Source organism: Isoptericola sp. NPDC055063 (genome assembly GCF_053608125.1).
In genome coordinates this window covers 80,062-103,291 of the sequence record NZ_JBSGUW010000011.1, presented here as the reverse complement: position 1 = coordinate 103,291, position 23,230 = coordinate 80,062, and the positions used below count along the sequence as shown (strand labels likewise).

The following is a 23,230-nucleotide window of genomic DNA, read 5'->3' as shown; positions in this document are numbered from 1 at the left end:
GTCGCGCGAGGGCACGTCCGGGCGTCCGCCGTCGTGACCCCGATCTTCACCCCGCGTCCACACGTCGTGCGCCCCGGGGGCCCGGCGTCAGGCGCCCGGACGGCGCTTCTGCGGGTAGACCGACTCGCCGCGCTCGAGCATCGCGACGTACTTCGCGACGTTGCGCTCGCGCGCCTCCGCCGTCTTGAGGGCTCCCAGGCGGTGCAGGATCGCGTACCGGCTCTCGACGTGAGCACCTCGAACATCGCCGCCGCAGCGGGGCTGGCCGCGATCGCCGCGGCGAGGTCCTCGGGCACCTCGGCACGGGCGGAGCCGTGGTACGCGGCCTCCCAGCGCCCGTCGGCCCGGGCCGCGTCGATCTCCGCCTGGCCCCGCGGGCGCATCCGCCCCTCGTCGGTGAGGCGCGCGACGATCTCCTGGTTGCGCACCGACCACCGGCTGCGCGGGCGCCGCGGGCAGAACCGCTGCAGCATCGTGTCGGCGCCCAGGCTGCGCATCTGCGCGTCGATCCAGCCGCTGCACAGCGCCTCCTCCAGCGCGGTCGCGTGGGTGAGCGTCGTGGGCGCCGGGCGGCCCTTCTTCGCGAGCACCAGCCACGCGCCGTCGGGGCACGAGTCCTCGTGCTCGTCCAGCCACGCCCGCCACGCCGCGGGGTCGGGCAGCACGAGCTGTTCGGGCAGGTCAGGTCGGGGGTCAGCCATGCCGGGACGGTAGCGCCCCGCCCACCGTCGGGCGCGGGGAACACCCGTAGGCTGGGTCCGTCGTGACCGCACCGACGACCCGCGCCGCACGTCCCAGGGAGACGCCATGACGACGACCGGTTCCGCCGCACCGACCGACGACCTGGTCGTGCTCACCGACGACGAGGGCCGCCCCGTGGGCACGGCGCCGCGCGCGAGCGTCCACTCCTCCGCGACGCCGCTGCACCTGGCGTTCTCCTGCTACGTCGTCGACGACGGGGGCCGCGTGCTGGTCACCCGGCGGGCGCTGTCGAAGCGGACCTGGCCCGGGGTGTGGACCAACTCCTTCTGCGGCCACCCGCGGCCCGGGGAGGACCCGGCCGCCGCGGTGCGCCGGTACGCCCGGCACGAGCTCGGCCTGACGATCGCCGAGCCGCGGGCGGTGCTGCCCGACTTCCGCTACCGCGCGACGGACGCCGCCGGGGTCGTGGAGAACGAGATCTGCCCCGTCTTCGCGACCCGCACGGCCGACGTCCCCGCGCCGCACCCGGACGAGGTGATGGACCTGCGCTGGGTCGACGCGCAGGACCTGGTGCTCGCCGTGCGGTCGGCGCCCTGGGCGTTCAGCCCGTGGATGGCGCTCCAGCTGGAGCAGCTCGACCTGCCGGCCCTCGTCGCCGCCACCCCCGCGGCGTGACCACGGCCGCACCGGGGAACACCTGTCCCCGCGGCGTCGTTGCGCCTACCGGGACGCGAGCGTCCCACGGCCCCGGGGGGACCCCGGGATCGGAATGAAGGGCTATGCAGGTCCATGGAGGTAACGCGATGAACTCGATCTTCGACCAGCTGCTCGGCCGCTCCGGCAAGACCACGATGGTGGCGCCGGAGGACGCCCTGCCCGGGCGCGAGTCGCCCGTGCTGCCCGCCGCCCGCCCGCACACGGTGCTCGGCACCTCGATCGTGGGACCGTGGCCCGAGGGCACGCGCGTGCTGTACCTGGCGATGGGCTGTTTCTGGGGCGCCGAGGAGATCTACTGGCAGGTGCCCGGAGTGGTGAGCACGGCCGTCGGGTACATGGGCGGCACGACGCCGAACCCGACGTACGAGGAGGTGTGCACGGCGCGCACCGGGCACACCGAGACGACGCTCGTGGCCTACGACCCCGCGAAGGTCTCCGAGGCCGAGCTGCTCAAGATCTTCTGGGAGCGGCACGACCCGACGCAGGGGTACCGGCAGGGCAACGACGTCGGCACCCAGTACCGCTCGGCGGTCTACTGGACCACGCCGGAGCAGGAGCAGGCGGTGCGCGAGACGGCGGAACGGTACTCCGCGGTGCTCGCGGCGAAGGGCTACGACCCGATCACCACCGAGCTGCGACCGGCCGTCGAGGCCGGCCCGTTCTACTACGCGGAGGACTACCACCAGGAGTACCTCGACAAGAACCCGAACGGCTACCGCTGCCACGCGACGACGGGCGTGCCCTACCCCGACGCCGCGTGACCCCCTCCGGCCGGAGGCGCACCCCGCCTCCGGCCGGTCAGTCCTGCAGGTACTGCAGCACCGCGAGCACACGGCGGCTGTAGCCGTCGGAGGCGTCGAGCCCGAGCTTGGTAAAGATGGCGTTGCCGTGCTTCTCGACCGCCGAGAGCGACAGGTGCAGCGCGGACGCGATCCCGGCGTTCGTGCGGCCCTCCGCCATGAGGCCGAGCACGTCCCGCTCGCGCGGGGTCAGCCGCGCGAGCGGGTCCGCCCGCCTCGAGTCGGCGAACAGTTGGAGCACCACCTCGGGGTCGACGACGAAGTCCCCGCGGGCCACCCGGTGCAGCGCGTCCAACAGCTCCGCGACCCGCATGACGCGGTCCTTGAGCAGGTACCCGACCCCCGCTCCCCCACCGGTCACCAGCTCGCGCGCAGAGCCGCTCTCCACGTACTGCGACAGCACGAGCACCGCCACCCCGGGCCAGCGGCGCCGGATCTCGAGGGCGGCCCGGATGCCCTCGTCGGTGTGCGTGGGCGGCATGCGCACGTCCACCACGACGACGTCCGGGGGCGTGCGCGCGCCCAGCAGCGCGAGGAGCTCCGCGGCGTCGCCGACGGCGGCGTCCACCGTGATGCCCTCGTCGGTCAGCAGCGCCCGAAGCCCCTCGCGCAGCAGCGCCGAGTCCTCCGCGATCGTCACGCGCACGGCAGCACCGCCCGCACCACCGTCGGCCCGCCGGCCGGGCTGCGCACGTCGAGGACGCCGCCCAGCGAGCCAGCGCGCGCGGCGAGCCCCGCCAGACCGCGGCCTCCGCCCAGCCCGGCGCCGCCCACGCCGTCGTCCTCGACCGTCACGACCACCGCGCCGTCGGACGGCTCGACGGCCACGTCCACGCGAGACGCCCGTGCGTGCTTCCCCACGTTGGTGAGCGCCTCGGCGACGACGTAGTACACGCACGCCTCGACGGGCGGCGGAACCCGACCCGGCACGCGGTAGTCCAGGGTCGCCGGCGGCACGGACCGCGTGGCCAGGCGCCCGAGCGCCGGGCGCAGGCCCTGGGTGTCGAGAGCCGTGGGGTGCACGCTCCACGCCACGTCGCGCACCGCCGTCAGCAGGCGCTCGGTCTCGTCGGCGGCCTGCGCGAGCAGGGCGTCGCGCGCGGCGTCGTCGGTGGCCCGGCGACTGCGGTCGACGAGCATCCCCAGCGCGACCACGTGCTGCTGCGCGCCGTCGTGCAGGTCACGCTCCACCCGGCGGCGCTCCGCCTCGACCGCCGCGACGATCCCGGCGCGAGACGCGACCAGGGACTCGATGCGGGACACCAGCTCGGCGGGGTCCTCGTGGCCGAGGTAGCGCGCGGCGGCGGCACGCTCGAGCGCCGCGGTGCCGACCAGCCCCATCACCGCGAGGTAGAGCAGCAGCACCCCGGGTACCGCCGCCGACAGGATGGTGATCCCGGTCGTGGGCTCGCCCTCGTCGTTGGTCACCGCCGGCACGCGCAGGCCGAACGCCCACGACCCGACCATCAGCACCGCGGCCAGCACCCCGTACGCGAGCAGCAGGAGGACGCCCAAGCCGGTGAGGCCGACGACGAGGCGCACCGCCAGGTATCGCGCGCGCCGGTCGGTCGCCGTGGGGGCGCCGGCGGGGCGGCCAAGCCACCGCTCGAGCCGCCGGGTGTGCACCGCCACCGCCGCCGCGAGCACGCGGTCACGCCGCGCCCGGGCGCCCGGGACGACCCGGCCCGCGAACGACCAGGCGCCGGCCGCGGCCAGGGCAGCGGCGTCGAGCGGGACGAGGCACGCCCCGAGCACGACCCCGTACGTCACGCTGAAGACGGAGCTGCGGATGGCCACGCGGCAACCCTAGCCACGGGTCGCGGGCGCCGTACTGCGGTGAACCGCACCCCTGACCTGCGGTTCCCCGCCCCGAACCGTGCGCGAAGCCGCGCCGTGGCGGCAGCGGTGGCGTTCGTAGCGTCGACGGCATGAGCACAGCACTCCTCGCGACGGCCACCACGGCAGCCCCCCTCACGACGACCACGACGGCGGACGCCCCCGGGATCGTCTCCCGCCTCACCGACTGGGCGGTGGGCCTCATGGAGTCGCTCGGCGCACCGGGCGCGGGCCTCGCCGTCGCCCTCGAGAACCTCTTCCCGCCCATCCCCAGCGAGGTGATCCTGCCGCTCGCCGGGTTCACCGCGAGCCAGGGCACGCTCGGGCTGCTCCCCGTGGTCCTGTGGACCACCGCCGGGTCCGTCGTCGGCGCGCTCGCCCTCTACCTCGTCGGCGCGGCGATCGGCCGGGACCGGCTGCGGCGCGTCGTCGACCGCATGCCCCTGGTCCGCGTCGAGGACCTCGACACCGCCGAGGTCTGGTTCGCCCGGCACGGCGCGCGCGCCGTCCTGATCGGCCGGCTGATTCCCATCGTGCGGAGCCTGATCTCGGTCCCCGCCGGCGTCGAGCGGATGCGGCTGGGCCGGTTCGTGACGCTCACGGCGGTCGGCAGCCTCGTCTGGAACGCCGTCCTCGTGCTGGTCGGGTACCTGCTTGGCGAGCAGTGGCACGCCGTGGAGGGCGTCATGGGCCGCTACCAGTCGGTCGTGATCGTGCTGGCCGGCGTCGCGCTCGCCTGGTACGTCGCGCACGCGGTCGTCACCCGGCGCGCCGTGGCCGGCCGTCGGCACGCGCGCTCGCGGTGACCAGCGGGCTCAGGCGAACCCGTCGAGCAGGCGGCGGCAGCGCACCGGGTCCTCGGTGAGCCCGCGCGCCAGGCCCCACAGCAGGTACGACGTCGCGCGCAGCACCACCCAGGCGCGCGCCCGGTCGCGCGGGACGTCGGCGACGCGCACGAACCGGTCGAACGCCGCGACGACCGCAGCCTCGGTGGGCAGCTCGTCGAGGCGCGTCCACAGCACACGGCCGAGGTCGGCCTCCGGTTCCCCGCGCCACATCACGGGGTCGACGACGAGCCACGGCGCATGTGTGCCGGCCAGCACCTGCTCGTGGTGCAGGTCGCCGTCGACGGCGAAGGTCGACGCCGGCGCGCTCGGCGGCCAGCGCGGTCGCGACGTCGAGCTGCCGCGCCGGGAGCGGCTCGCCCAGCGCCGCCCACTCGCGCGGGAACGACGCCGTCATCCCCGCGGCGATCCCCGCCGTCGACGGCGCGTCGCCGGGGGCGGGCACGGCGAGCGTCCGGGTGAGCCCCGCGAGCACCTCGAGCGCGGCGTCCAGGGGCTCGCCCGCCAGCGACCGGCCGCCGTCGAGCCGCTCCAGGAGCGTGGCGCCCTCGTCCTCGTCGGCGTCGACCAGCAGCACCGTGCCGCGGCCGGCCCACACCCGCAGCGCGCGCACCTCCGCCCCGACGTCGTCCCCGGGCGGCGTCAGCCGCGGGGCCAGCGGCTCGCCGCCGCGGGCCACCGGCACGACCAGCGCGTTCGAGCCGTGCGCCGGCTCGCCGTCGACCGCGAGGCCCCAGGCCGCGCACCGCGCGGCCACCCGCGAGGGCAGGTCGTCGAGCCAACCGCACCGGCGTCGTCGTGCCGCCAGCGCGGCATCGCGCGGAACGAGGGCGGCACCGTGATCACGGCGCCACCCTAGGGCGGCGGCTGGACGACCGGCGGCGCAGCGGGTGTGGAATGGGAGGCATGAGCGAGCACCCCACCCCGCCCGAGGTCCCCACCCGTGCGGCCGCCGACGGCACCGCCGTCCCCGCGGTCGGCTTCGGCACCTACAAGCTCAAGGGCTCGGCCGGCGCCGACACGATCGCCCGCGCGATCGACGCGGGCTACCGCCTGATCGACTCCGCGTTCAGCTACGAGAACGAGGGCACGGTCGGCCGCGCCGTCCGCGCGTCGTCCGTGGCCCGCGAGGACCTGCTGATCACCTCGAAGCTCCCCGGCCGCCGGCACGCCTACGACGACGCCGTCGCCACGGTCGAGGAGTCGGTCTACCGCAGCGGGCTCGACCACCTCGACCTGTACCTCGTCCACTGGCCCAACCCGCGCATCGGGAAGTACGTCGAGGCGTTCCAGGCGCTCGTCGACTGTCGCGAACGCGGCCTGGTCCGGCACGTCGGGGTGTCGAACTTCCTGCCCGAGCACCTCGACGCCGTCATCGAGGCCACCGGCGTGACCCCCGTGGTGAACCAGGTCGAGCTGCACCCGTACTTCCCGCAGGCCGCCCAGCGGGCCGCCGACGCCGCGCGCGGCGTCGTCACCGAGGCGTGGAGCCCGATCGGCCGGGCCAGCGCGTTGCTGTCCGACCCGGTGATCGCCGAGGTGGCCGCCGCGCACGGCGACTCCCCCGCCCGCGCCATCCTGCGCTGGCACGTGCAGCTCGGTGTCGTGCCGATCCCCAAGGCGTCGAGCCCGGCGCGCCAGGCCGACAACCTCGACCTGTTCTCCTTCGAGCTCACGGCGGACGAGATGGACCGCATCACCGGCCTCGGCCGCCCCGACGGGCGCACCAACGACCAGGACCCGGCGGTCTACGAGGAGCTCTGAGGCACGCACCGCGACACCGTCGGGGGCGGGTGCGACGATCGTCGGGTGCTGCTCGCCGAGCTGGTCGCCACGCACGCCGCCGTCGCCGCGACACGCTCGCGGCTGCGCAAGCGCGAGCTGCTCGCGGACGCGCTGCGCGCCGCCGAGCCGGGCGACGAGGTCGAGGTCGTGGCGGCGTTCCTCTCCGGCCGCCCCCGGCAGCGCCGCACGGGCCTGGGCTGGCGCACGCTGGGCAGCCTGCCCTCCCCCGCCGCCGAGCCGTCCCTGAGCCCCGCCGACGTCGACGCCGCCCTCGGCCGGCTCGAGCGGCTCGCGGGCGCCGGCTCGCAGGCCGCGCGCCGGGCCGCGGTCGACGACCTGTTCGGCCGCGCCACCGAGGCCGAGCAGGACTTCGTGCGGCGCCTCGTGCTGGGCGAGCTGCGACAGGGCGCGCTCGACTCGCTGCTGCTCGACGCGATCGCCGCCGCCGCCGACGTGCCCCTGCCGACGGTGCGCCGCGCCGCCATGTTCAGCGCCCTCACCGGGCCGATCGCCCGGGCCGCGCTCGACGGCGGCGCCCCCGCCCTGGAGGCGTTCCGCCTCGAACCCGGCCGCCCCGTGCGGCCCATGCTCGCGGCGTCCGCGCCCGACGTCGCGGCCGCGCTCGAGAAGTTCGACGGCGCCACCGTCGCCGCCGACACCAAGCTCGACGGCATCCGCGTGCAGGTGCACCGCCGCGGCGACGAGGTCGTCGTGTTCACGCGGTCGCTCGACGACGTCACCGAGCGCCTGCCCGAGGTCGTGGCCGTGGCGCGGTCGCTCGACGTGGAGACCGTGGTGCTGGACGGCGAGGCCCTTGCCCTCGACGACGCGGGCCGGCCGCGCCCGTTCCAGGAGACCGCGGCCCGCACCGGCAGCCACGACGCCGAAGCGGGCAGCGCCGCCGTGCCGCTCAGCGTGCGGTTCTTCGACGTGCTGCACCACGACGGCACCGACCTCATCGACGCGCCCGCCGCCGAACGGCTCGACGTGCTCGACCGCGTGCTCCCGCCCGAGGTCGTGGTGCCGCGCCTGGTCTCCGCCGACGTCGGCGAGGTGGAGCGCTTCTTCGCCGACACCGTCGCCGCCGGCCAGGAGGGCCTCGTCCTCAAGGACCTCGCCGCCCCGTACGCGGCCGGTCGCCGCGGCGCCGGGTGGGTCAAGGTGAAGCCGCGGCACACCCTCGACCTCGTCGTCCTCGCCGTCGAGTGGGGCTCCGGACGCCGCCAGGGCCGACTCTCCAACATCCACCTCGGCGCCCGCGACCCCGGCACCGGCGGCTTCGTCATGCTCGGAAAGACGTTCAAGGGCATGACCGACCAGATGCTCACCTGGCAGACCGAGCGGTTCACCGAGCTCGCGACCTCGCCGGCCGACGGGTCGGAGTACGTCGTGCACGTGCGCCCCGAGCAGGTGGTGGAGATCGCGTTCGACGGCGTGCAGCGCTCCAGCCGTTACCCCGGCGGCATGGCCCTCCGGTTCGCCCGCGTCGTGCGCTACCGGGACGACAAGACCGCCGCCGAGGCGGACACGGTGGACACCGTGCGCGCCCTGGCGGCGGTCGTCGGGAAAGCAGCCGGCTGAGCCGGCGGTCGTCAGCGGTCGAGCGTCAGCTCGCGCGGCGCTGGCGGACCCAGATCATCGCGCCCACACCCGCGCCGAGCAGCGCGACGGCGGCCATCGCCATCCCGAGCACCTGCGCGCCCGTGACCGGCAGCGACTCCGGCGCCGCGGTGGCCTCCGCCTGCTCCTGCGGCGCGCCGACGACCTCGTCACCGGTCGCGGCGGCGTCGTCGACGACGGTGCCCTCGTCCTCGTAGTCCGCGCCGCCCATGCCCGGGGTCGAGCCGTCGGTCGGCGCGGTGGGCAGGGTGGACGGCGTGTCCGACGGCGTCGGCTCGGCCGGCGGGGTGGTCTCCTCATCCGTCGGCGGCGTCGGCTCGGCCGGCGGAGTCGTCTCCTCATCCGTCGGCGGCGTCGTCTCCTCGGCCGGCGGGGTGGTCTCCTCGGCGGGCGGGGTCGTCTCCTCGTCGGTCGGCGGGGTGGTCTCGGTGGGCGTCGTCACGTCCACGTACGCCACGGCATAGTGGCTGATCCCGCGGCAGATGCTCTTGCCGCCGCCGTTGACCGTCGGGTAGGCGATGGTGAGCGTCGCGACCGGCTCATCGAGCGTGACGATCTTGGGGCCCTCGCCCTGCTTGGCCGACGCCGACTTGATGCAGTACGCCGAGATGAGCTTGCCCTCGGGGGCGACGATCTCGAGGGTCTCGGGGTCACCCGAGGTGTTCGTCTTCTTCACGTCCATGTCCGGGCACGTGTCGTCGTCCCACGACCGCGTGTTCTCCGGCCAGCTGTAGGTGGTGCCCTCCCAGGTCGCCGAACCACCGTCCCACTCCGACCCGGTGCGGGAGTCGCCCGGCCCCTCCCACGGCACCCGCTCTCCGGCGACGGCGGGCCCGGCGGCGGCCAGCGAGGCGAGCAGGAGGAGCGAGGCTCCGAGGACGGCGGGTGTGCGCACGAAAACTCCAGGGGCAGGCGGGATCGACCGCGACGGCAGGAAACGCGGCCTCCGGCCGCGCCGGAATGCTAGCGAGTCCGAAGTGCCCGGGGAAGGGTGAAATTTCCGGACGAGTCGCCCGGGTGCGACATACCCGTCGTCAGCGCTTCCCGCGGCCTCCGCGCGGGCGGCCGCGACCCGGCTTCCCGCCGCCCCGCGGCCGCCGTGCACCGGGCTGACCGCCCCCGCGCGAGTCGCCCCGGCCGCCGTCGCGCCGCCCGGCTCCACGCCGTGCGTCCGCGCCGTCGCGGGCGGGCTCGGCCGCCTCCGCGCGCTCGCGCCCGGCCCTCCCCCGCGAGCTGTTCACGGTGCGGCCGCGCACGATGCCGATCATCTCCTCGACGAGCTCACGCTCGTCGTCGGACAGCCCGTCGACCAGCCACGCCAGGCCCACGGGCGCGCCGGGGCCGCCGTCGAGCACCCGGTACGTGACGTCCTTGCGGCGGTGCAGGCGCGCCAGCGACATCGGCACGACGGTGACGCCGACGCCGCTGGCCACCAGCGCGATCACGTCCGCCGCAGTGGCGGGACGCTCCGGCTCGACGGTGTCGCCCGCGCCGTCGTCGTAGGGCGCGGGCCTGTGGCCGGGAGCGTCGGCGTCGCCCGGGTAGAGGACGTCGTCGGCGGCCAGCCACACGACGTCGTCGGCGAGGTCGTCCGCCGTCACGGCCTCCTCGTCGGTGGTCGCGGCGAGCAGGTGGTCGCGGGACACGACGACGACCGGCAGCTCCGTGTACAGGGGGATCGCGTGCAGCACGCCGCCGTCCACCGGCAGGCGCAGGACGGCCGCGTCGACGCGCCGCTCGGCCAGCGCGGCGGGAGCGTCGGCGGCAGTGACCTGCACCAGCTCCAGGCGGACGTCGGGGAGGCGGTCGCGCCAGGTGCCGGCCCAGCGGCCGGGGGTCGCACCCGGCACGTACCCGAGGCGGAAGGTGGGCCGCCCGTCGTCGGGCATCTCCTCGATGGCGTCGTCGGTGGCGTCGTCGAAGGCGTCGTCGAGGTCCTCGCCCGGCTGGTCGGTCACGGGTCCAGGCTACGTGGGCGTGCCGTAACGTCCGCCGCGACTACGCTGGACCCCATGGCCGGAACCCCCTTCTCCCAGCAGGTCCTCAAGCCGACGAACGCGGCGAAGAAGCTCGGGGTGTACCTGCCCGCCACGCCGCCCGAGTTCCAGGAGCACGGCATCACGCGCGCCGAGCTCGAGGAGCTCGAGAAGAACCCGCCGGCCTGGCTCGACGAGCTGCGCCGCCAGGGCCCGCACCCGCGACCCGTCGTCGCCGGCCGCCTCGGCGTCTCCATCGCCGGCCTCGCGCGCGGCGGCGTCACCGAGCCGCTGACCACCGAGCAGATCGACGAGCTGCGGCAGGACCCGCCCGCCTGGCTCGTCGCCGAGCGCGAGACCGCGGCCAAGGTGCGCGAGGAGGAGGACCGCGTCGCGGCCGAGGCCGCGAAGAAGGCCGAGAAGGCCGCGCGCGCGGAGCGCCGCTCCCGCTGACCCCCTCCCCGCGTCCGGGTCACTGACCCATGACGTACTTCACCGTGGGGCCGGCGGTCCAGCCGCCGTCGACGGCGAGCTCCGCGCCCGTCATGTACGACGCGGCGTCGGAGAGCAGGAAGACGACCGCCGACGCGATCTCCGGCGCCTCGCCCACGCGACCCATCGGCGTGTTGGGGTAGTTGCCCTCGCCCTGCTGGATGCCCACCTCGGCGGTCATCGGCGTGTACGTCATGCCCGGGTGCACGGAGTTGACGCGGATCTTCTCGGTGCCGAGCTCGACGGCGGCCACCTTCGTCAGGCCGCGCACGCCCCACTTCGACGCGCCGTAGCCGGCGGTCAGCGCCAGGCCCATGAGGCCCGCGGCGGACGAGATGTTGACGATCGACCCCTGGCCGCGCTCGCGCATGGCGGGCACCACGGCCTGCATGCCGAGGAAGACGCCGGTGAGGTTGATCTCGAGCACCCGGCGGAAGTGGTCGGCCGGCTCGTCCATGATCGGCGCGCCAGTGGAGACGCCCGCGTTGTTCACCAGGCCGTCCACGCCGCCGAACCGCTCGACGGCGGCGCGCACGACGTCGGCCCACCCCTCGGCCGAGGTGACGTCGTGGCGCACGAACAGCGCCCGGTCGCCGAGCTCCGCGGCCGTCGCGCGCCCCTCGTCCTCGAGCACGTCCGTGATGACGGCGTTGCCGCCGGCCGCGACGACCTGGCGCGCCGCCTCGGCCCCGAGGCCCCGCGCACCACCGGTGATGACGACGGTGCGTCCGTCCAGCTGTCCCATGACTCCTCCTGCACTCCTGTCGGCCCACCGCGCCCGACGGGCGCCGTCGCAGACCCTCTTCCTGACAGGATACGCCTGAGTGGCACAACGTGCCGTTGTGAGCCTGGGCACCCCGCACCGCTCCGGCGGCGCCACGACGCGCGCGTCGGGGAGACTGGGCACGTGCACACCCCCGACCCCTCCGCCCCGGACGAGCCCACGACCGACGACGCCACCGCGCGCCTCGCGACCGTCCTCGCGTCCCTCACCCCGTGGCCCGACGACGGCTCCCGCGCCGACGGCCCCGTCGCCGTCGACGCCACCGACCGTCTGCTGCTCGACGAGGCCGCGCCGCTGCTGGCGGCGGCCGGGCCGGGCGACGTCGTCGTCCTCGGCGACCGGTTCGGCGCGCTCACGCTCGGCGCCCTGACCCTCGGCCCGGACGCGGTGCGCACGTCCACGGACTCCGTCACGGCCGAGGCCGCGCTGCAGCACCACGTGCGCGAGCCGCTCATGTCGGCCGTCCGGGGCGACCGGGACGAGGTCGGCATCACGACCTTCGACCACCTGGAGGCCGGCCTCCTCGACGGCGCCCGCGTGGTGCTGCTGCAGCTCCCGCCGTCGCTCGGGGAGCTCACCGAGATCGCGGAGGCGATCGCCCGGCACGCCGCGGACGACGTCACCGTCCTCGCGGGCGGCCGTGTCAAGCACATGACCCGCTCGATGAACGAGGTGCTGGCCGCGTCGTTCGGCGACGTCCGCGCCAGCCTGGCGCGCCAGAAGTCCCGGGTGCTCGTGGCGTCGGGCGTGCGGCCCGAGGCGCGCGACGCCGCGCCCAGCTTCCCGGTCCGCGCCGTCCTGCGCGACGCCGAGCTGCTCGCGGCCACCTCCGCCGAGGGTGCGGCACCCGACGGGATCACCGTCGCCGCGCACGGCGGCACGTTCGCCGGACCGTCGCTCGACCTGGGCAGCCGCTTCCTGCTCACGACGGCCGAGAAGTGGCCCGCCGCCGACCGCGTGCACGACGCCCTCGACCTGGGCAGCGGCACCGGCCTCCTCGCCACCGTCCTCGCGCTCCGCTACCCCGAGGCGCGGGTGGTCGCGACCGACCGCTCCGCCGCGGCGGTCGCCTCGACGCGGGCCACGACGTCGGCCAACGGCGTGGGCGAGCGCGTCGCCGTCCTGCGCGGCGACGCGGGCGAGGACCTCGAGCCCGCGAGCCTCGACCTGATCCTGCTCAACCCGCCGTTCCACGACCGCGCGGCCGTACGGACCGACGCCGCGCACCGCATGTTCCGCGCGGCGGGGCGGGCGCTGCGCCAGGGCGGGGAGCTGTGGTGCGTCTTCAACACGGCGCTGCGCTACCGCGACGCGCTCACCCGCGCCGTCGGGCCCACCGTGCACATCGCGCAGAACCCGAAGTTCACCGTCACGCGATCGCGCCGCCGCTGAACCTGCCCACCCCTCCCCCGAACGCCGAACAGGCGGCTGCGCACGTTCTGGCAGCCCAGAACGTGCGCAACCGCCTGTTCGGCGGGGCAGGGTGCGGTCAGCGCACGTCCACGACGTCGACGACGAAGACGAGCGTCGCGCCGCCGGGGATGCCGGCCTGCGGCACGCCGCGCTGGCCGTAACCGTGCTCCGACGGGATGGACAGCAGCACGCGGTCGCCGACGTTGCGGCCGACGAGCCCCTTGTCCCAGCCGCCGATGACGGCGCCGACGCCGATCGGGAAGTCGATGGTCTGGCCGCGGTCGTAGGAGTTGTCGAACACCCCGCCGCCCCAGGTCTGACCCAGGTAGTTCACGACGATGGTGCGGCCGGCGTCGACCACCGGGCCGGAGCCCTCGGTCAGCACCTGCACCTGCAGGCCGGCGGGGGCGTCGCCCTCCGGGAACGTGATCTGGGGCTTGTCGCCGAAGCCGCCGGTGGCGGTGGGGAGCGTGGTCACAGGGGTACCTCGTCTTCGTCCGGGAGTTCCGCGGGGCGGGGCCACCGCGGGAGTGCGTCGTCCAGCCTACGTCGCGGACGCCGCCGACGACCCGGCGACCTCGTGCAGCGCGGCCAGCGCCGCGCGCACGGGCGGGGTGTCGGCGGCGGCGTCGCGGACGACGGCGTGGATGGACCGCGTGGGCGTGGGCCGCACCGTCGGCACCGCGACCGTCCCCGTCGGGAGGTGGGCAGCGCCCAGCACCGGCAGCACCGTGATGCCGATGCCCGCGCCCACGAACGCGAGCGCCGTCGGGTAGTCGTGCGCCTCGACGGCGAACGTCGGGCTGAACCCGGCGGCGCTGCACGCCTCCAGGAGGTTGCGGCGGCACCAGCCGCGCGCGAAGTCGTTGTCGACCCACCGGTCGCCGGCGAGCTCGGCGAGCTCGATCTCGTCGCGCCCGGCGAGCGGGTGCGACGCGTGCACGACGGCGACGTACGGGTCGTCGAGCAGGTGGTGGGAGGTGAACCGCGGAGCCTCCGGGGTGTCGCCCCACTCGGCGACGACGAGCTGCAGGTCCGGGCGCTGCGCCGCGTCGGTCGCCACGTCCTCGCGCAGCTCGAGGGCGAGGCGCACGCCCGGGTACTCGGTGGTGAGCGTGCGGACGACCGACGGCAACCACGCCGCCCCGACGGACGCGAAGTACGCGATCGACAGCGTGCCGGTGCGGCCGGCGCGCAGGTCGGCCACGAACGTCTCGACCTCGCCGAGCCGGGACAGCACGACGTCGGCCTCCGCGGCGAGCGCCAGGCCGGCCGCCGTCGGCCGGACGCCGCGGCCGTGCCGGTCGAGCAGCCGCAGCCCGGTCTCGCGCTGCAGCGCGGCGACGTGCTGGCTGACGGCGGACGGCGTGTAGCCCAGGTTGCCGGCCGCGGCGGCGACGGAGCCGCTGGCGACCACGGAACGGAAGACACGGAGGCGGTGGACGTCGAGCATGGCGTGACACTACAGCGGGACTGAAGCGTTCGGTAGATATCTGAACTGGTGCTCACGGGTCATGGCGGGGCACGATCGGCGCATGACCACGAGGACCCCGGACGCGACGAGCGTCGCCGACCCCGCCCGCCCGACCCGGGTCGGCGCGCTCACCGCCACGGCGATGGCGGTGACCGTGGTGCTGTGGGCGTCGGCGTTCGTCGGCGTGCGCGCCGTCGGGCACGACCTCGACGCCGGGGCGCTCACCCTCGGCCGGGTCGCGGTCGGCACGGCCGCCCTGTCCGTGATCCTCGGCGTCGCGCGCCTGCGCCGACGTGCCCCCGTGCGCCTCCCGCGCGGCCGGGCGCTCGTCCTCGTGCTGGCGTGGGGCGTCGCCTGGTTCGGCGCCTACAACCTCACGCTCAACGCGGCCGAGCAGCACCTCGACGCCGGCACCACCGCCCTGCTGGTCAGCATCGCACCCATGCTCGTCGCCGTCCTGGCCGGGGTGCTGCTGCGCGAGGGCTTCCCGCGCCGCCTGCTGGCCGGCATCGCCGTCGCGTTCACGGGCGTGGTCGTCATCGCGGTCGCGACAACCTCGGGCCGCTTCGACGTCGCGGGCGTGGTGCTGGGCCTCGCCTCCGCCGTCCTGTATGCCGGCGCCGCCACGCTGCAGAAGCGCCTGCTCCCCCACGTCGACGCGCTCACCATGACCTGGCTCGGGTGCCTCGCGGGCACGGTCGCGGCGCTGCCGTTCCTCCCGGCGCTCGTCACGCAGGCCGCGGCCGCGCCGACGTCGTCCCTGCTCGGGGTCGTCTACCTGGGCGTGTTCCCGACGGCGATCGCGTTCAGCACCTGGGCCTACGCGCTGGCCCGCGTGAGCGCCGGCCGCGCCGCCGCGTCGACGTACGCCGTGCCGCCGCTGGTCGTGCTGCTGTCGTGGGCGCTGCTCGACGAGGTCCCCGCGCCCGTCGTCCTGCTCGGCGGGGTGCTGGCGCTGGCCGGCGTCGCCGTGGCCACCCTCCCCCGCCGACCTGCCAGAGCCACGCGCACGAATACGTGAACCTGGCCCTGACAGGTCGCGGGTCAGAGGGCGGCGGCCTTGGCCTCCAGCACGCCGCGCTCGCGGGCGTTGCCGCACAGCCGGGCGGCGAGCTCCAGCTCGCCGCGCGCCTCGTCGTTCCGCCCCAGCCGGGCCAGCAGCTCGCCGCGCACCGACGGCAGCAGGTACGACCCGGACAGCACCTCGCGGGCGACGAGGTCGTCCACGACGGCGAGCCCGGCGGCCGGCCCCGACGCCATCGCGACCGCGACGGCCCGGTTCAGCTCGACGACGGGCGACGGCGCCACGCGGCCCAGCGCCTCGTAGAGCAGCACGATCCGCTCCCAGTCCGTGCTCGCCACGGAGCGGGCCGTGTCGTGCTGCTCGGCGATCGCCGCCTGCAGCCCGTACGGGCCGAGGCCGCGGCCGACGGCGACGGCGCGGGCGAGCGCGTCCCGCCCGCGGCCGATCGCCGACCGGTCCCACCGCCGCCGGTCCTGGTCCTCCAGCAGCACCGGCTCCCCGTCGGGGCCGGTCCGGGCAGGGAACCGCGCCGCGGTGAGCTCGAGGAGCGCGAGCAGCCCGTGCGCCTCGGGCTCGTCGGGCACGAGGCGCGCGAGGACGCGGGCGAGCCGCACCGCCTCGTAGGCCAGGTCCGGGCGCATCCAGTCGTCGCCCGCGGACGCCGTCGAGCCCTCCGAGAAGATGAGGTAGAGGACGTTGAGCACCGAGCCGAGGCGCTCGGGCCGGTCCGCCGCGGTCGGCACCTCGAACGGCACGCGCGCGGCGGCCAGGGTCTTCTTCGCCCGCGTGATGCGGGCCTGCACGGTCGGCACTGACACGAGGAAGGCCCGGGCGATCTCCTCGCTCGTCAGGCCGCCCACCACCCGCAGGGTCAGCGCCACCCGCGCCTCCTTGGCGAGCACCGGGTGGCAGGCGACGAACAGCAGCGCGAGCCGGTCGTCCTCGATCCGGTCCGGGTCCCACAGCAGGTCGTCGCCCGTGTCGGCCGCTCCCGCGCCCGTGACCACGCCACCCTCCCCGAGGTCCCGGGCCAGCGCGGCGTACCGCTCGTCGCGCCCGGCCCGGCGGCGGAACGCGTCGATGGCCCGACGCCGGCCGGTGGCCAGCAGCCACGCCGTCGGGTCGCGCGGCACGCCGTCCCTCGGCCAGGCCACCAGCGCCTCCGCGAGCGCCTCGGACGCGACGTCCTCGGCGAGCGCGAAGTCGTTGGTGTAGCGGGCGAGCGCACCGACGATCCGGCTGGACTCGATGCGCCACACCGCCTCGACGGCGCGACGGGAGGCCGCGCCGTCGTCGGCACGGCCCCCGTCGGGTGCGCTCGGGCTCACTGCGCCTGCTGGGTCCGGCGAGCCTGCTCCTCGCGCCAGCCCTCCTCCTTCTGCACCCACTCGTCGTCCTGCGGGAAGTCCTCGGGGCCGTTGACGCGACGCACCTCGAGCTTGGTGCCCGGGCCGCTGAGCGGCGCCCGCTTGGCCCACTCGATCGCCTCCTCCTTGGTGGCGACGTCGACGATCCAGAAGCCGTTGAACAGCTCCTTGGTCTCCCCGTAGGGGCCGTCCGTGACGACGGGCGTCTCGGAGGAGAAGTCGACGACCGACCCCTCGGACGCGTCGGACAGGCCCTCGCCCGCCGCGAGGACGCCCGCGTCCATCATCGACTCGTTGTAGCGGCCCATCGCCGCGATGACCTCCGTGAAGTCGAGCTGCTCGTAGGCAGCCTGGCCCTCGTCGGTCCCGCGCATGATCAGCATGTACTTCGGCATCGTGGTCACTCCGTCCGGTCGTCGTTGGTCGTTCGTGGGTGTGTGTTGTCGTTCGTGGGTGGTCGGCGCGTCTGCGCCTCGCCGGCTCAGAGCTGGTGCGTGCGCTCGCGCCAGGCGCGCTCCCGGCGCACCCACTCGTTGTCCTGCGGGAACTCGTCGATCGACGGGATGCGGCGGATCTCGGCCTTCATCCCCGGGCCGGCGAGCGGCGCCTTCTTGGCCCAGCCGACGGCGTCGTCGATCGTGTCGACGTCGAGGATCCAGTAGCCGTTGAACAGCTCCTTGGTCTCGCCGTACGGCCCGTCGGTCACCACCGGCTCGGCGCCCGAGTAGTCGACGACGACACCCTTCTCCGGCTCCTCGAGCCCCTCGGCGGCGACCAGCACCCCCGCCTCGATCAGCGCGTCGTTGTAGCGGCCCATCCGCTCGAGCATGTCGTCGAAGCTGAGGCCGGACTCCTGGAACGCGCGCTGCGACGCGTCGTCGGACCGCATGATCAGCATGTACTTGGCCATCGTCGTGCTCCCTGTCGTGTGCGCGGGTCGCCCCCCTGGGCGACCTTCTCATCCCCAGGTCGAACGGGGAACGACGGGATCGACACGGGCGCGGAACTTTTTTCGAGAAGCCTCTTGCGCCCTTCGGCTAACGGCATTAGCTTAATGGCTATGGACATCACCCCGACCGCGTCGATCCGGTATCTCGCCCGCCCCGAGGGGCGCATCGCCTACACGGACGCGGGCACCGGCCCGCTCGTGGTCGCGGTGCCCGGCATGGGCGACCTCCGCTCCACCTACGACGACCTCGTCCCCGCGCTCGTCGCCGCCGGCCACCGCGTGGTGGTCGCCGACCTGCGCGGCCACGGCGACTCCGACACCACCTTCCGCACCCACGGCGACGTCGCCACCGGCACCGACCTCGTGGCCCTCGTCGAGCACCTCGACGCCGGGCCCGCGGTGCTGGTCGGCAGCTCCATGGGCGGCTCGGCCGCCGTGTGGGCCGCCGCCGAGCGCCCCGACCTGGTGCGCGCCCTCGTGCTGCTCGCCCCGCACCTGCGCGAGGCCGCCTCCCCCGGCCAGCTGCGCCTCAACCGCGCGCTGTACCGCGCGCTGTTCGTCCGCCCGTGGGGCGGCGCGGCCTGGGCCTGGCTGTACACGTCGATGTTCGCGAAGGGCCGCAAGGGGGCCCGGCACGCGGAGCACGTCGCCGAGATCCGCCGCAGCATGAGCGACCCGGCGCACCTACGCTCCTTCCGCGACCTGGCCGTCGCGCTCGACCACTCCGTGATCGAGCCGCTCGTCCCCGCCGTCGAGGCGCCGTCGCTCGTCGTCGTCGGCGAGCTCGACCCCGACTACCAGGACGCCGGCGCCGCGCTCGCCGACATGCACGAGGCCCTCGGCGGGCAGGGGCTCCTGGTGCCTGGCGTGGGCCACTACGCGCAGCACCAGGCGCCCGAGGTCGTGACCCCGGCCGTCGTGGAGTTCCTCGCCGGCCTCCCCGCCGCCGACCTTGCCCCTCAGGAGAACGGCACCGACGGGCGGGGTTCCCGTGCCTAGGGCCGGGCTGTCCCGCGACGCCGTCGTGCGCCTCGCGCTGGAGCAGGTGGACGCCGGCGGCCCGACCGGGCTCGCGGACCTCACCCTCGCGAAGGTCGCGGCCAGCGCCGGCGTCGCCACCCCCAGCCTCTACAAGCACGTGGGCTCGCTGGCCGCCCTGCGCCGCGAGGTCGCGCTGGTCGCGCTCGAGGAACTGACGACGACGAGCGCGGCCGCGACCGTCGGCCGGGCGGGGCCCGACGCCCTGCGGGCGCTCGCCGGCGCGTGGCGGGCCTACGCCCTCGCCCACCCCGGCCGGTACGCCGCCGTCCAGCTCGCGCCCGACCCCGACCCCGAGGCCGTCGAGGACGCCGAGCACCGCGCCGCCGGGGCCCGCGTGGTCGCGCTCGTCGCCGCCGTGCTGCGCGGCTTCGGGCTCCCCGACGACCGCACCATCGACGCGGTGCGCGTCGTGCGCGCGGGGGTGCACGGCTTCGTCGCCCTCGAGCTGGGCGGCGGCTTCCGCCTCCCGGAGGACCTCGACCGCAGCTTCGACGTCCTCGTCGACATGCTCGTCGCCGGGGTCAGCGCCCTGGCCGACGCGTCGTCGGACGCCCCGTCGCTGACCACCACCTCGCCGGCCCCCACGAAGGAGCAGCCATGACCGCCGCACCGCACCCCGTCGCCCGCACCGCGCCGTCCGCTCGCCAGGGTGCGCGGCCCGACGAGGGCGCCCCCTCCCCCGCGGTGGCGCGCCCGGCCGTCGCGCGCTGGACCGTCGCCGGGGCGGTCGCCGCCGGCGTGCTCCTGCTGCTGTTCCCCGCGCTGCGGCCGTGGCCGGACGAGTCCGTGCCGACACTCGCGCTCGCCGCCGGGTTCGCGTCCGACCACTGGGTGCTCGCCCACCTGTGCGGCATCGCCGGGCTCGGGCTGCTCGCGCCGACGCTCCTGGGCGTGCGCGCGCTGCTGCGTGGCCGGCCCGGCGCCCGGGCGGCGACGGCGGCGGTCGTGACCGCGTGGGCCGGCGCCGGCATGAGCGCCCTGTACTTCGGCGCCGAGATCTTCGGCATCCGCACGATCGCCCAGGCCGCGCTGCGCACGGGCGACACCGCCCTCCTCGCCGACGTCGACGCGCTGCGCGAGCAGCCCGCCGCGATGACCCTCTTCGGCCTAGGCCTGGCGCTCGTCGCCGCGGCCGGCGTGCTCGCCGCCGTCTCCCTGTGGCGCGGCGGGGCCGCCCCGCGCTGGGCGGGCGTCGTCCTCGCCGCCGGCCTGCTGCTCTACCTGCCCCAGTTCTTCACCGCCCCCGCCGTGCGCGTCGGGCACGGCGTCCTCGTGGCCGTCGGCCTGGGCCTCGTCGCCTGGGCCGTGCACCGCCTCGGCGACCGCCGCTGAGCCCGGCCCGCCCCGGGCACGACGACGGCCGGCCACCCCGCGGGGTGACCGGCCGTCGGCCGTGGTGCGGGCGAGGGTCAGTCGCCGCCGCGCAGGATCGCCAGGATGCGCAGGATCTCCAGGTACAGCCAGACCAGGGTCACGATCAGCCCGAATGCCGCCGACCACGCGAACTTGGCCGGGACGCCCTGCTCGACGCCGCGCTTGATGGAGTCGAAGTCCATGATCAGCGACATCGCGGCGAGGCCGACGGCCACCAGGCCGACGATGATGCCGATCGGGCCGGAACGCAGACCCCAACCCTCGACCAGCCCGGTCCACGTGAGGATCACGTTGATCAGCGAGAACGCCAGGTAGCCGACCATCGCCACCAGCAGCCAGCGCGTGAACTTCGGCGTGACGCGGACCTTGCCGGACTTGAACAGGAACAGCGCGGCGGCGAAGGTCGCCATCGTCGCGATCACGGCCTGCAGCACGATGCCCGTCAGCGGCTCGCCCGAGTTCCCGACGGCGATCTGCGCGAACGCGATGCTGATGCCGCCGAGGAACACGCCCTCCGCGACCGTGTACGCGATGATGAGCGCCGGGCTCGGGTTCTTCTTGAAGGCATTGACCAGGCCGAGCACCAGCCCGGCGATCATGCCGACGGGCCACAGCTGCGGCATCACGTTCCACGTCACCGCGGCCACCGCGATCAGGAGCGCGAGCAGACCGCCGGTCTTGATGATGACGTCGTCGTAGGTGAGGCGCTTGGTGTCGGCCGTCGTGGCCGACGGCGCGCCGTACATGTTCTCCAGCGACGCCGCGTCGGCGGCCTGCGCGCCGGTGGTGCCCGCGGTGGTTCCGTAGGCGACCTGCCCGTACTGCGGCTGCGCCGTCGTGGTACCCCCAGGACGTGCACCCTGGCGCGCGCCGTTGCGGCGGGGCTCGCCGAAGACGTCGCTGTTCGAGAAGACGGGGTTGCTCATGAACTCCTCCTGGTCGCGGCTGCCGGGTGCCCGACGACGGGTCGTCGCGCGCGCAGTGCCGGGTCGCTGGCCGTGCGATCCATCGTAGGGAACGCACGGGGAGCACGAGACGTTCCCACGATCACCCGCCCCGATCGAGACGGAGACGTGACCCGGCCGTAGGCTCGAAGGCGAACCGTGCTCCCCGCCGCACCGCCGTCCGACGCCGGACCGGCGCCACCACACCCTGGGGCGACATGATCGAAGCACACGGCTTGACCAAGAGGTACGGACCGAAGCTCGCGGTGGACGACGTCACGTTCACCGTGCGGCCGGGCACCGTGACGGGCTTCCTCGGCCCGAACGGCGCCGGCAAGTCCACCACGATGCGCATGATCATGGGCCTCGACCGGCCCACCGCGGGGACGGTCACCGTCAACGGCCGGCCGTACGCGGAGCACACCGAGCCGCTGGCGGAGGTGGGCGCGCTCCTGGAGGCGAGGGCCGCGCACCCGGGCCGGACGGCGCGCCAGCACCTGCAGGCCCTGGCCGCCACGCACGGGATCGGCCCGGCTCGGGTGGACGAGGTCGTCGAGCTCACCGGCCTCACGACCGTGGCCCGCAAGCGGGTGGGCGGGTTCTCCCTCGGCATGGGACAGCGGCTCGGCATCGCGGTCGCCCTGCTCGGCGACCCCCGCACCCTCATCCTCGACGAGCCGGTGAACGGCCTCGACCCCGAGGGCGTGCTGTGGGTGCGCAACCTGGCCCGGTACCTGGCGTCCGAGGGCCGCACGGTCTTCCTGTCCAGCCACCTCATGAGCGAGGTGGCGCTGACGGCCGACCACGTGATCGTCATCGGCAAGGGCCGCATCCTCGCGGACACACCCGTGCAGTCCCTCGTCGACGGAGCGTCCCGCCGCACCGTGCGCGTGCGCTCCCCGCAGGCCGCCGACCTCGCCGACGCCCTGCGGCGCGAGGGCGGCGAGGTCGCGCCGGGCGAGGATGGCGCCCTCGACGTCACCGGCCTCGAGGCCGCCCGGGTGGGCGAGCTCGCCGCGGCCGGCGGCCTGGTGCTGCACGAGCTCACCCCGGTCTCGTCCACGCTCGAGGAGGCCTACCTCGCGCTGACCGCCGACGCCGTCGAGTACCAGACGGAGTCCCCGGTCGGGGCCCCGGCCAAGGACGGAGCGCCCCGATGAGCACCGCCACCGCGCCGGCCCACGACACCGCGCCCGCCGTCGTCGTCCACCGCGTCACGTTCGGCCGCGTGCTGCGCGGCGAGTGGATCAAGTTCCGCACGCTGCGCCCGACGGTGTGGACCGTGGTGATCACCGCCGTCGTCATGGTCGGCCTCGCCCTGATGATGGCCGCGATCATGCGCGTCGCGGCACAGACACCCGAGATGTCGGAGGGGATGTCCCAGGACCCGGGCCTGCAGGCGATCGGGCTCACCGGCACCACGATCGTGACGTTCGGCTACTCGTTCGGCGCCCTGGCCGTCGGCGTGCTGGCCACGCTGATCGTCACCAGCGAGTACTCCACCGGCACCGTGCGGTCGACGTTCGCAGCCGTGCCCCGGCGCCTGCCCGTCCTGTGGGCCAAGCTGGTCGTCATCGTGCTCGCCACCGCCGTGGTCGTGACGATCGCCCTGGCGATCGCGTACGTCTCGACGGCGCCGCTGCTCGAGGACGCCGGGATGAGCGTGGACCTGTCCGACGGCGAGCAGGTGCGGGCGCTGCTCGGCTGCGTGCTCTACCTCGCCACCGTGGCGGCGTTCTCCCTGGCGGTCGGCACCCTCATGCGGCACAGCGCGGGTGCGATCTTCACGATCGTCGCGATCTTCTTCGTGGTGCCGCTGATCTTCAGCATCGTGGTGCAGGCGACCGACGCGGCGTGGACCGACTGGGTCAACAAGCTGCTGCCCAGCGTCGCCGGCGAGCGGGTCATCTCCCGCGGCGCCCCGACCGACGCCCTGCTCGACCCGTGGGTCGGCTACGCCGTCCTCGCCGGGTACACCGTCGTCCTGCTGGTCGCCGCCGCGATCACCCTCAAGCGCCGCGACGCCTGAGGAGCACCACCGCGTGTTGTGAGCGGGATCTTGGCCCTGTTTCGACGCGAAACAGGGC

25 protein-coding genes and 2 pseudogenes are annotated in these 23,230 nt (G+C 75.3%); 13 read left to right on the top strand and 14 right to left on the bottom strand.

The features are described from left to right. Window positions 1-87 precede the first annotated feature (87 nt). A pseudogene (locus tag ACWF41_RS14665) lies at window positions 88-701 on the bottom strand (YdeI/OmpD-associated family protein). 106 nt (window positions 702-807) lie between these two features. On the opposite strand from ACWF41_RS14665, the gene idi reads away from it, so the two are divergent. Further along, entirely contained in the window at window positions 808-1,377 is a 570-nt protein-coding gene (idi, locus tag ACWF41_RS14660) for an isopentenyl-diphosphate Delta-isomerase (protein WP_380322380.1), read from the top strand. A gap of 128 nt (window positions 1,378-1,505) precedes the next feature. Continuing rightward, window positions 1,506-2,180 (top strand): peptide-methionine (S)-S-oxide reductase MsrA, encoded by a 675-nt coding sequence (gene msrA, locus ACWF41_RS14655; RefSeq protein WP_380322383.1) that lies wholly within the window; start codon window positions 1,506-1,508, stop codon window positions 2,178-2,180. A gap of 37 nt (window positions 2,181-2,217) precedes the next feature. On the opposite strand, the gene ACWF41_RS14650 is transcribed toward msrA, so the two are convergent. Both ACWF41_RS14650 and ACWF41_RS14645 read right to left on the bottom strand, forming a co-directional pair. After that, on the bottom strand, window positions 2,218-2,865 hold the full coding sequence (locus ACWF41_RS14650; protein WP_380347104.1) for a response regulator: 648 nt from the start codon (window positions 2,863-2,865) through the stop codon (window positions 2,218-2,220). Further along, complete coding sequence (locus ACWF41_RS14645) at window positions 2,856-4,016, bottom strand: sensor histidine kinase (protein WP_380322389.1); 1,161 nt, start codon at window positions 4,014-4,016, stop codon at window positions 2,856-2,858. Before ACWF41_RS14645 ends, ACWF41_RS14650 begins: the two co-directional genes overlap by 10 nt. 131 nt (window positions 4,017-4,147) lie before the next feature. On the opposite strand from ACWF41_RS14645, the gene ACWF41_RS14640 reads away from it, so the two are divergent. Next, window positions 4,148-4,861 (top strand): DedA family protein, encoded by a 714-nt coding sequence (locus ACWF41_RS14640; RefSeq protein WP_380322392.1) that lies wholly within the window; start codon window positions 4,148-4,150, stop codon window positions 4,859-4,861. 9 nt (window positions 4,862-4,870) lie between these two features. On the opposite strand, the gene ACWF41_RS14635 is transcribed toward ACWF41_RS14640, so the two are convergent. Further along, window positions 4,871-5,158 carry a hypothetical protein gene (locus ACWF41_RS14635; RefSeq protein WP_380322395.1) on the bottom strand — a complete coding sequence of 96 codons (288 nt, stop codon included), beginning with the start codon at window positions 5,156-5,158 and terminating at the stop codon, window positions 4,871-4,873. A 145-nt stretch (window positions 5,159-5,303) separates the two neighbouring features. Next, window positions 5,304-5,579 (bottom strand): annotated as a pseudogene (locus tag ACWF41_RS14630) (aminoglycoside phosphotransferase family protein); the annotation flags it as partial. A gap of 227 nt (window positions 5,580-5,806) precedes the next feature. On the opposite strand from ACWF41_RS14630, the gene ACWF41_RS14625 reads away from it, so the two are divergent. Together ACWF41_RS14625 and ACWF41_RS14620 are read left to right on the top strand one after the other, a co-directional pair. Further along, window positions 5,807-6,664: an aldo/keto reductase gene (locus tag ACWF41_RS14625; protein WP_380322398.1), complete on the top strand. Its 858-nt coding sequence runs from the start codon at window positions 5,807-5,809 to the stop codon at window positions 6,662-6,664. Between the two features lie 45 nt (window positions 6,665-6,709). Further along, complete coding sequence (locus ACWF41_RS14620) at window positions 6,710-8,266, top strand: ATP-dependent DNA ligase (protein WP_380322401.1); 1,557 nt, start codon at window positions 6,710-6,712, stop codon at window positions 8,264-8,266. Window positions 8,267-8,291: 25 nt separating this feature from the next. On the opposite strand, the gene ACWF41_RS14615 is transcribed toward ACWF41_RS14620, so the two are convergent. Together ACWF41_RS14615 and ACWF41_RS14610 are read right to left on the bottom strand one after the other, a co-directional pair. Next, window positions 8,292-9,200 carry a hypothetical protein gene (locus ACWF41_RS14615; protein ID WP_380322404.1) on the bottom strand — a complete coding sequence of 303 codons (909 nt, stop codon included), beginning with the start codon at window positions 9,198-9,200 and terminating at the stop codon, window positions 8,292-8,294. Between the two features lie 139 nt (window positions 9,201-9,339). After that, window positions 9,340-10,263: a LysR family substrate-binding domain-containing protein gene (locus tag ACWF41_RS14610; protein ID WP_380322407.1), complete on the bottom strand. Its 924-nt coding sequence runs from the start codon at window positions 10,261-10,263 to the stop codon at window positions 9,340-9,342. Between the two features lie 54 nt (window positions 10,264-10,317). Here ACWF41_RS14610 and ACWF41_RS14605 point away from each other — a divergent pair, with 54 nt between their 5' ends. After that, window positions 10,318-10,734 (top strand): DUF5997 family protein, encoded by a 417-nt coding sequence (locus ACWF41_RS14605; protein WP_380322410.1) that lies wholly within the window; start codon window positions 10,318-10,320, stop codon window positions 10,732-10,734. A 19-nt stretch (window positions 10,735-10,753) separates the two neighbouring features. On the opposite strand, the gene ACWF41_RS14600 is transcribed toward ACWF41_RS14605, so the two are convergent. After that, window positions 10,754-11,518, bottom strand: a complete 765-nt coding sequence (locus tag ACWF41_RS14600) for a glucose 1-dehydrogenase (protein ID WP_380322413.1) — start codon at window positions 11,516-11,518, stop codon at window positions 10,754-10,756. Window positions 11,519-11,680: 162 nt separating this feature from the next. On the opposite strand from ACWF41_RS14600, the gene ACWF41_RS14595 reads away from it, so the two are divergent. After that, a complete protein-coding gene (locus ACWF41_RS14595) occupies window positions 11,681-12,949 on the top strand; it encodes a class I SAM-dependent methyltransferase (RefSeq protein ID WP_380322416.1) in 1,269 nt (422 codons plus the stop codon). 97 nt (window positions 12,950-13,046) lie between these two features. Here ACWF41_RS14595 and ACWF41_RS14590 read toward each other — a convergent pair whose 3' ends face one another. Both ACWF41_RS14590 and ACWF41_RS14585 read right to left on the bottom strand, forming a co-directional pair. Next, complete coding sequence (locus tag ACWF41_RS14590; protein ID WP_380324918.1) at window positions 13,047-13,448, bottom strand: FKBP-type peptidyl-prolyl cis-trans isomerase; 402 nt, start codon at window positions 13,446-13,448, stop codon at window positions 13,047-13,049. Between the two features lie 66 nt (window positions 13,449-13,514). After that, window positions 13,515-14,423, bottom strand: coding sequence for a LysR family transcriptional regulator (locus ACWF41_RS14585; protein ID WP_380324915.1), 909 nt, complete (start codon window positions 14,421-14,423; stop codon window positions 13,515-13,517). Between the two features lie 82 nt (window positions 14,424-14,505). Here ACWF41_RS14585 and ACWF41_RS14580 point away from each other — a divergent pair, with 82 nt between their 5' ends. Continuing rightward, window positions 14,506-15,465, top strand: coding sequence for a DMT family transporter (locus tag ACWF41_RS14580; protein WP_380324912.1), 960 nt, complete (start codon window positions 14,506-14,508; stop codon window positions 15,463-15,465). Window positions 15,466-15,488: 23 nt separating this feature from the next. Here the strand turns inward: ACWF41_RS14580 and ACWF41_RS14575 are convergent, their stop codons facing one another. The 3 genes from ACWF41_RS14575 to ACWF41_RS14565 all read right to left on the bottom strand — a co-directional run bounded on the left by ACWF41_RS14575 (window position 15,489) and on the right by ACWF41_RS14565 (window position 17,745). Next, window positions 15,489-16,796 carry an RNA polymerase sigma factor gene (locus ACWF41_RS14575; protein ID WP_380324909.1) on the bottom strand — a complete coding sequence of 436 codons (1,308 nt, stop codon included), beginning with the start codon at window positions 16,794-16,796 and terminating at the stop codon, window positions 15,489-15,491. Beyond that, a complete protein-coding gene (locus ACWF41_RS14570; protein ID WP_380324906.1) occupies window positions 16,793-17,230 on the bottom strand; it encodes a YciI family protein in 438 nt (145 codons plus the stop codon). The genes ACWF41_RS14575 and ACWF41_RS14570 overlap by 4 nt, the downstream gene beginning before the upstream one ends. 86 nt (window positions 17,231-17,316) lie before the next feature. Then, window positions 17,317-17,745: a YciI family protein gene (locus tag ACWF41_RS14565; RefSeq protein ID WP_380324903.1), complete on the bottom strand. Its 429-nt coding sequence runs from the start codon at window positions 17,743-17,745 to the stop codon at window positions 17,317-17,319. Window positions 17,746-17,895: 150 nt separating this feature from the next. Here ACWF41_RS14565 and ACWF41_RS14560 point away from each other — a divergent pair, with 150 nt between their 5' ends. Genes ACWF41_RS14560 through ACWF41_RS14550 form a run of 3 tightly spaced genes read left to right on the top strand, consistent with a single transcriptional unit; the run spans window position 17,896 to window position 20,157 of the window. After that, window positions 17,896-18,783: an alpha/beta fold hydrolase gene (locus tag ACWF41_RS14560; RefSeq protein WP_380324900.1), complete on the top strand. Its 888-nt coding sequence runs from the start codon at window positions 17,896-17,898 to the stop codon at window positions 18,781-18,783. Next, window positions 18,776-19,426 (top strand): TetR/AcrR family transcriptional regulator, encoded by a 651-nt coding sequence (locus ACWF41_RS14555; protein ID WP_380324897.1) that lies wholly within the window; start codon window positions 18,776-18,778, stop codon window positions 19,424-19,426. The genes ACWF41_RS14560 and ACWF41_RS14555 overlap by 8 nt, the downstream gene beginning before the upstream one ends. Continuing rightward, complete coding sequence (locus ACWF41_RS14550) at window positions 19,423-20,157, top strand: hypothetical protein (protein WP_380324894.1); 735 nt, start codon at window positions 19,423-19,425, stop codon at window positions 20,155-20,157. The genes ACWF41_RS14555 and ACWF41_RS14550 overlap by 4 nt, the downstream gene beginning before the upstream one ends. Before the next feature lie 77 nt (window positions 20,158-20,234). Here the strand turns inward: ACWF41_RS14550 and ACWF41_RS14545 are convergent, their stop codons facing one another. After that, the gene (locus ACWF41_RS14545; protein WP_380324891.1) at window positions 20,235-21,125 is read right to left on the bottom strand and encodes a Bax inhibitor-1/YccA family protein; all 891 of its coding nucleotides are present in this window, start codon (window positions 21,123-21,125) and stop codon (window positions 20,235-20,237) included. A gap of 236 nt (window positions 21,126-21,361) precedes the next feature. Here ACWF41_RS14545 and ACWF41_RS14540 point away from each other — a divergent pair, with 236 nt between their 5' ends. Then, a complete protein-coding gene (locus ACWF41_RS14540) occupies window positions 21,362-22,303 on the top strand; it encodes an ABC transporter ATP-binding protein (protein ID WP_380324888.1) in 942 nt (313 codons plus the stop codon). Further along, window positions 22,300-23,172: an ABC transporter permease subunit gene (locus ACWF41_RS14535; RefSeq protein ID WP_380324885.1), complete on the top strand. Its 873-nt coding sequence runs from the start codon at window positions 22,300-22,302 to the stop codon at window positions 23,170-23,172. The genes ACWF41_RS14540 and ACWF41_RS14535 overlap by 4 nt, the downstream gene beginning before the upstream one ends. Window positions 23,173-23,230: the final 58 nt, after the last annotated feature.

Excerpts from the sequence above, each read along its gene's own strand:
- idi (WP_380322380.1), top strand. The coding sequence starts at position 808 with ATGACGACGACCGGTTCCGCCGCACCGACCGACGACCTGGTCGTGCTC.
- msrA (WP_380322383.1), top strand. The coding sequence starts at position 1,506 with ATGAACTCGATCTTCGACCAGCTGCTCGGCCGCTCCGGCAAGACCACG.
- ACWF41_RS14640 (WP_380322392.1), top strand. The coding sequence starts at position 4,148 with ATGAGCACAGCACTCCTCGCGACGGCCACCACGGCAGCCCCCCTCACG.
- ACWF41_RS14625 (WP_380322398.1), top strand. The coding sequence starts at position 5,807 with ATGAGCGAGCACCCCACCCCGCCCGAGGTCCCCACCCGTGCGGCCGCC.
- ACWF41_RS14605 (WP_380322410.1), top strand. The coding sequence starts at position 10,318 with ATGGCCGGAACCCCCTTCTCCCAGCAGGTCCTCAAGCCGACGAACGCG.
- ACWF41_RS14600 (WP_380322413.1), bottom strand. The coding sequence starts at position 11,518 with ATGGGACAGCTGGACGGACGCACCGTCGTCATCACCGGTGGTGCGCGG.
- ACWF41_RS14585 (WP_380324915.1), bottom strand. The coding sequence starts at position 14,423 with ATGCTCGACGTCCACCGCCTCCGTGTCTTCCGTTCCGTGGTCGCCAGC.
- ACWF41_RS14580 (WP_380324912.1), top strand. The coding sequence starts at position 14,506 with ATGACCACGAGGACCCCGGACGCGACGAGCGTCGCCGACCCCGCCCGC.
- ACWF41_RS14570 (WP_380324906.1), bottom strand. The coding sequence starts at position 17,230 with ATGCCGAAGTACATGCTGATCATGCGCGGGACCGACGAGGGCCAGGCT.
- ACWF41_RS14565 (WP_380324903.1), bottom strand. The coding sequence starts at position 17,745 with ATGGCCAAGTACATGCTGATCATGCGGTCCGACGACGCGTCGCAGCGC.
- ACWF41_RS14560 (WP_380324900.1), top strand. The coding sequence starts at position 17,896 with ATGGACATCACCCCGACCGCGTCGATCCGGTATCTCGCCCGCCCCGAG.
- ACWF41_RS14550 (WP_380324894.1), top strand. The coding sequence starts at position 19,423 with ATGACCGCCGCACCGCACCCCGTCGCCCGCACCGCGCCGTCCGCTCGC.
- ACWF41_RS14545 (WP_380324891.1), bottom strand. The coding sequence starts at position 21,125 with ATGAGCAACCCCGTCTTCTCGAACAGCGACGTCTTCGGCGAGCCCCGC.
- ACWF41_RS14540 (WP_380324888.1), top strand. The coding sequence starts at position 21,362 with ATGATCGAAGCACACGGCTTGACCAAGAGGTACGGACCGAAGCTCGCG.
- ACWF41_RS14535 (WP_380324885.1), top strand. The coding sequence starts at position 22,300 with ATGAGCACCGCCACCGCGCCGGCCCACGACACCGCGCCCGCCGTCGTC.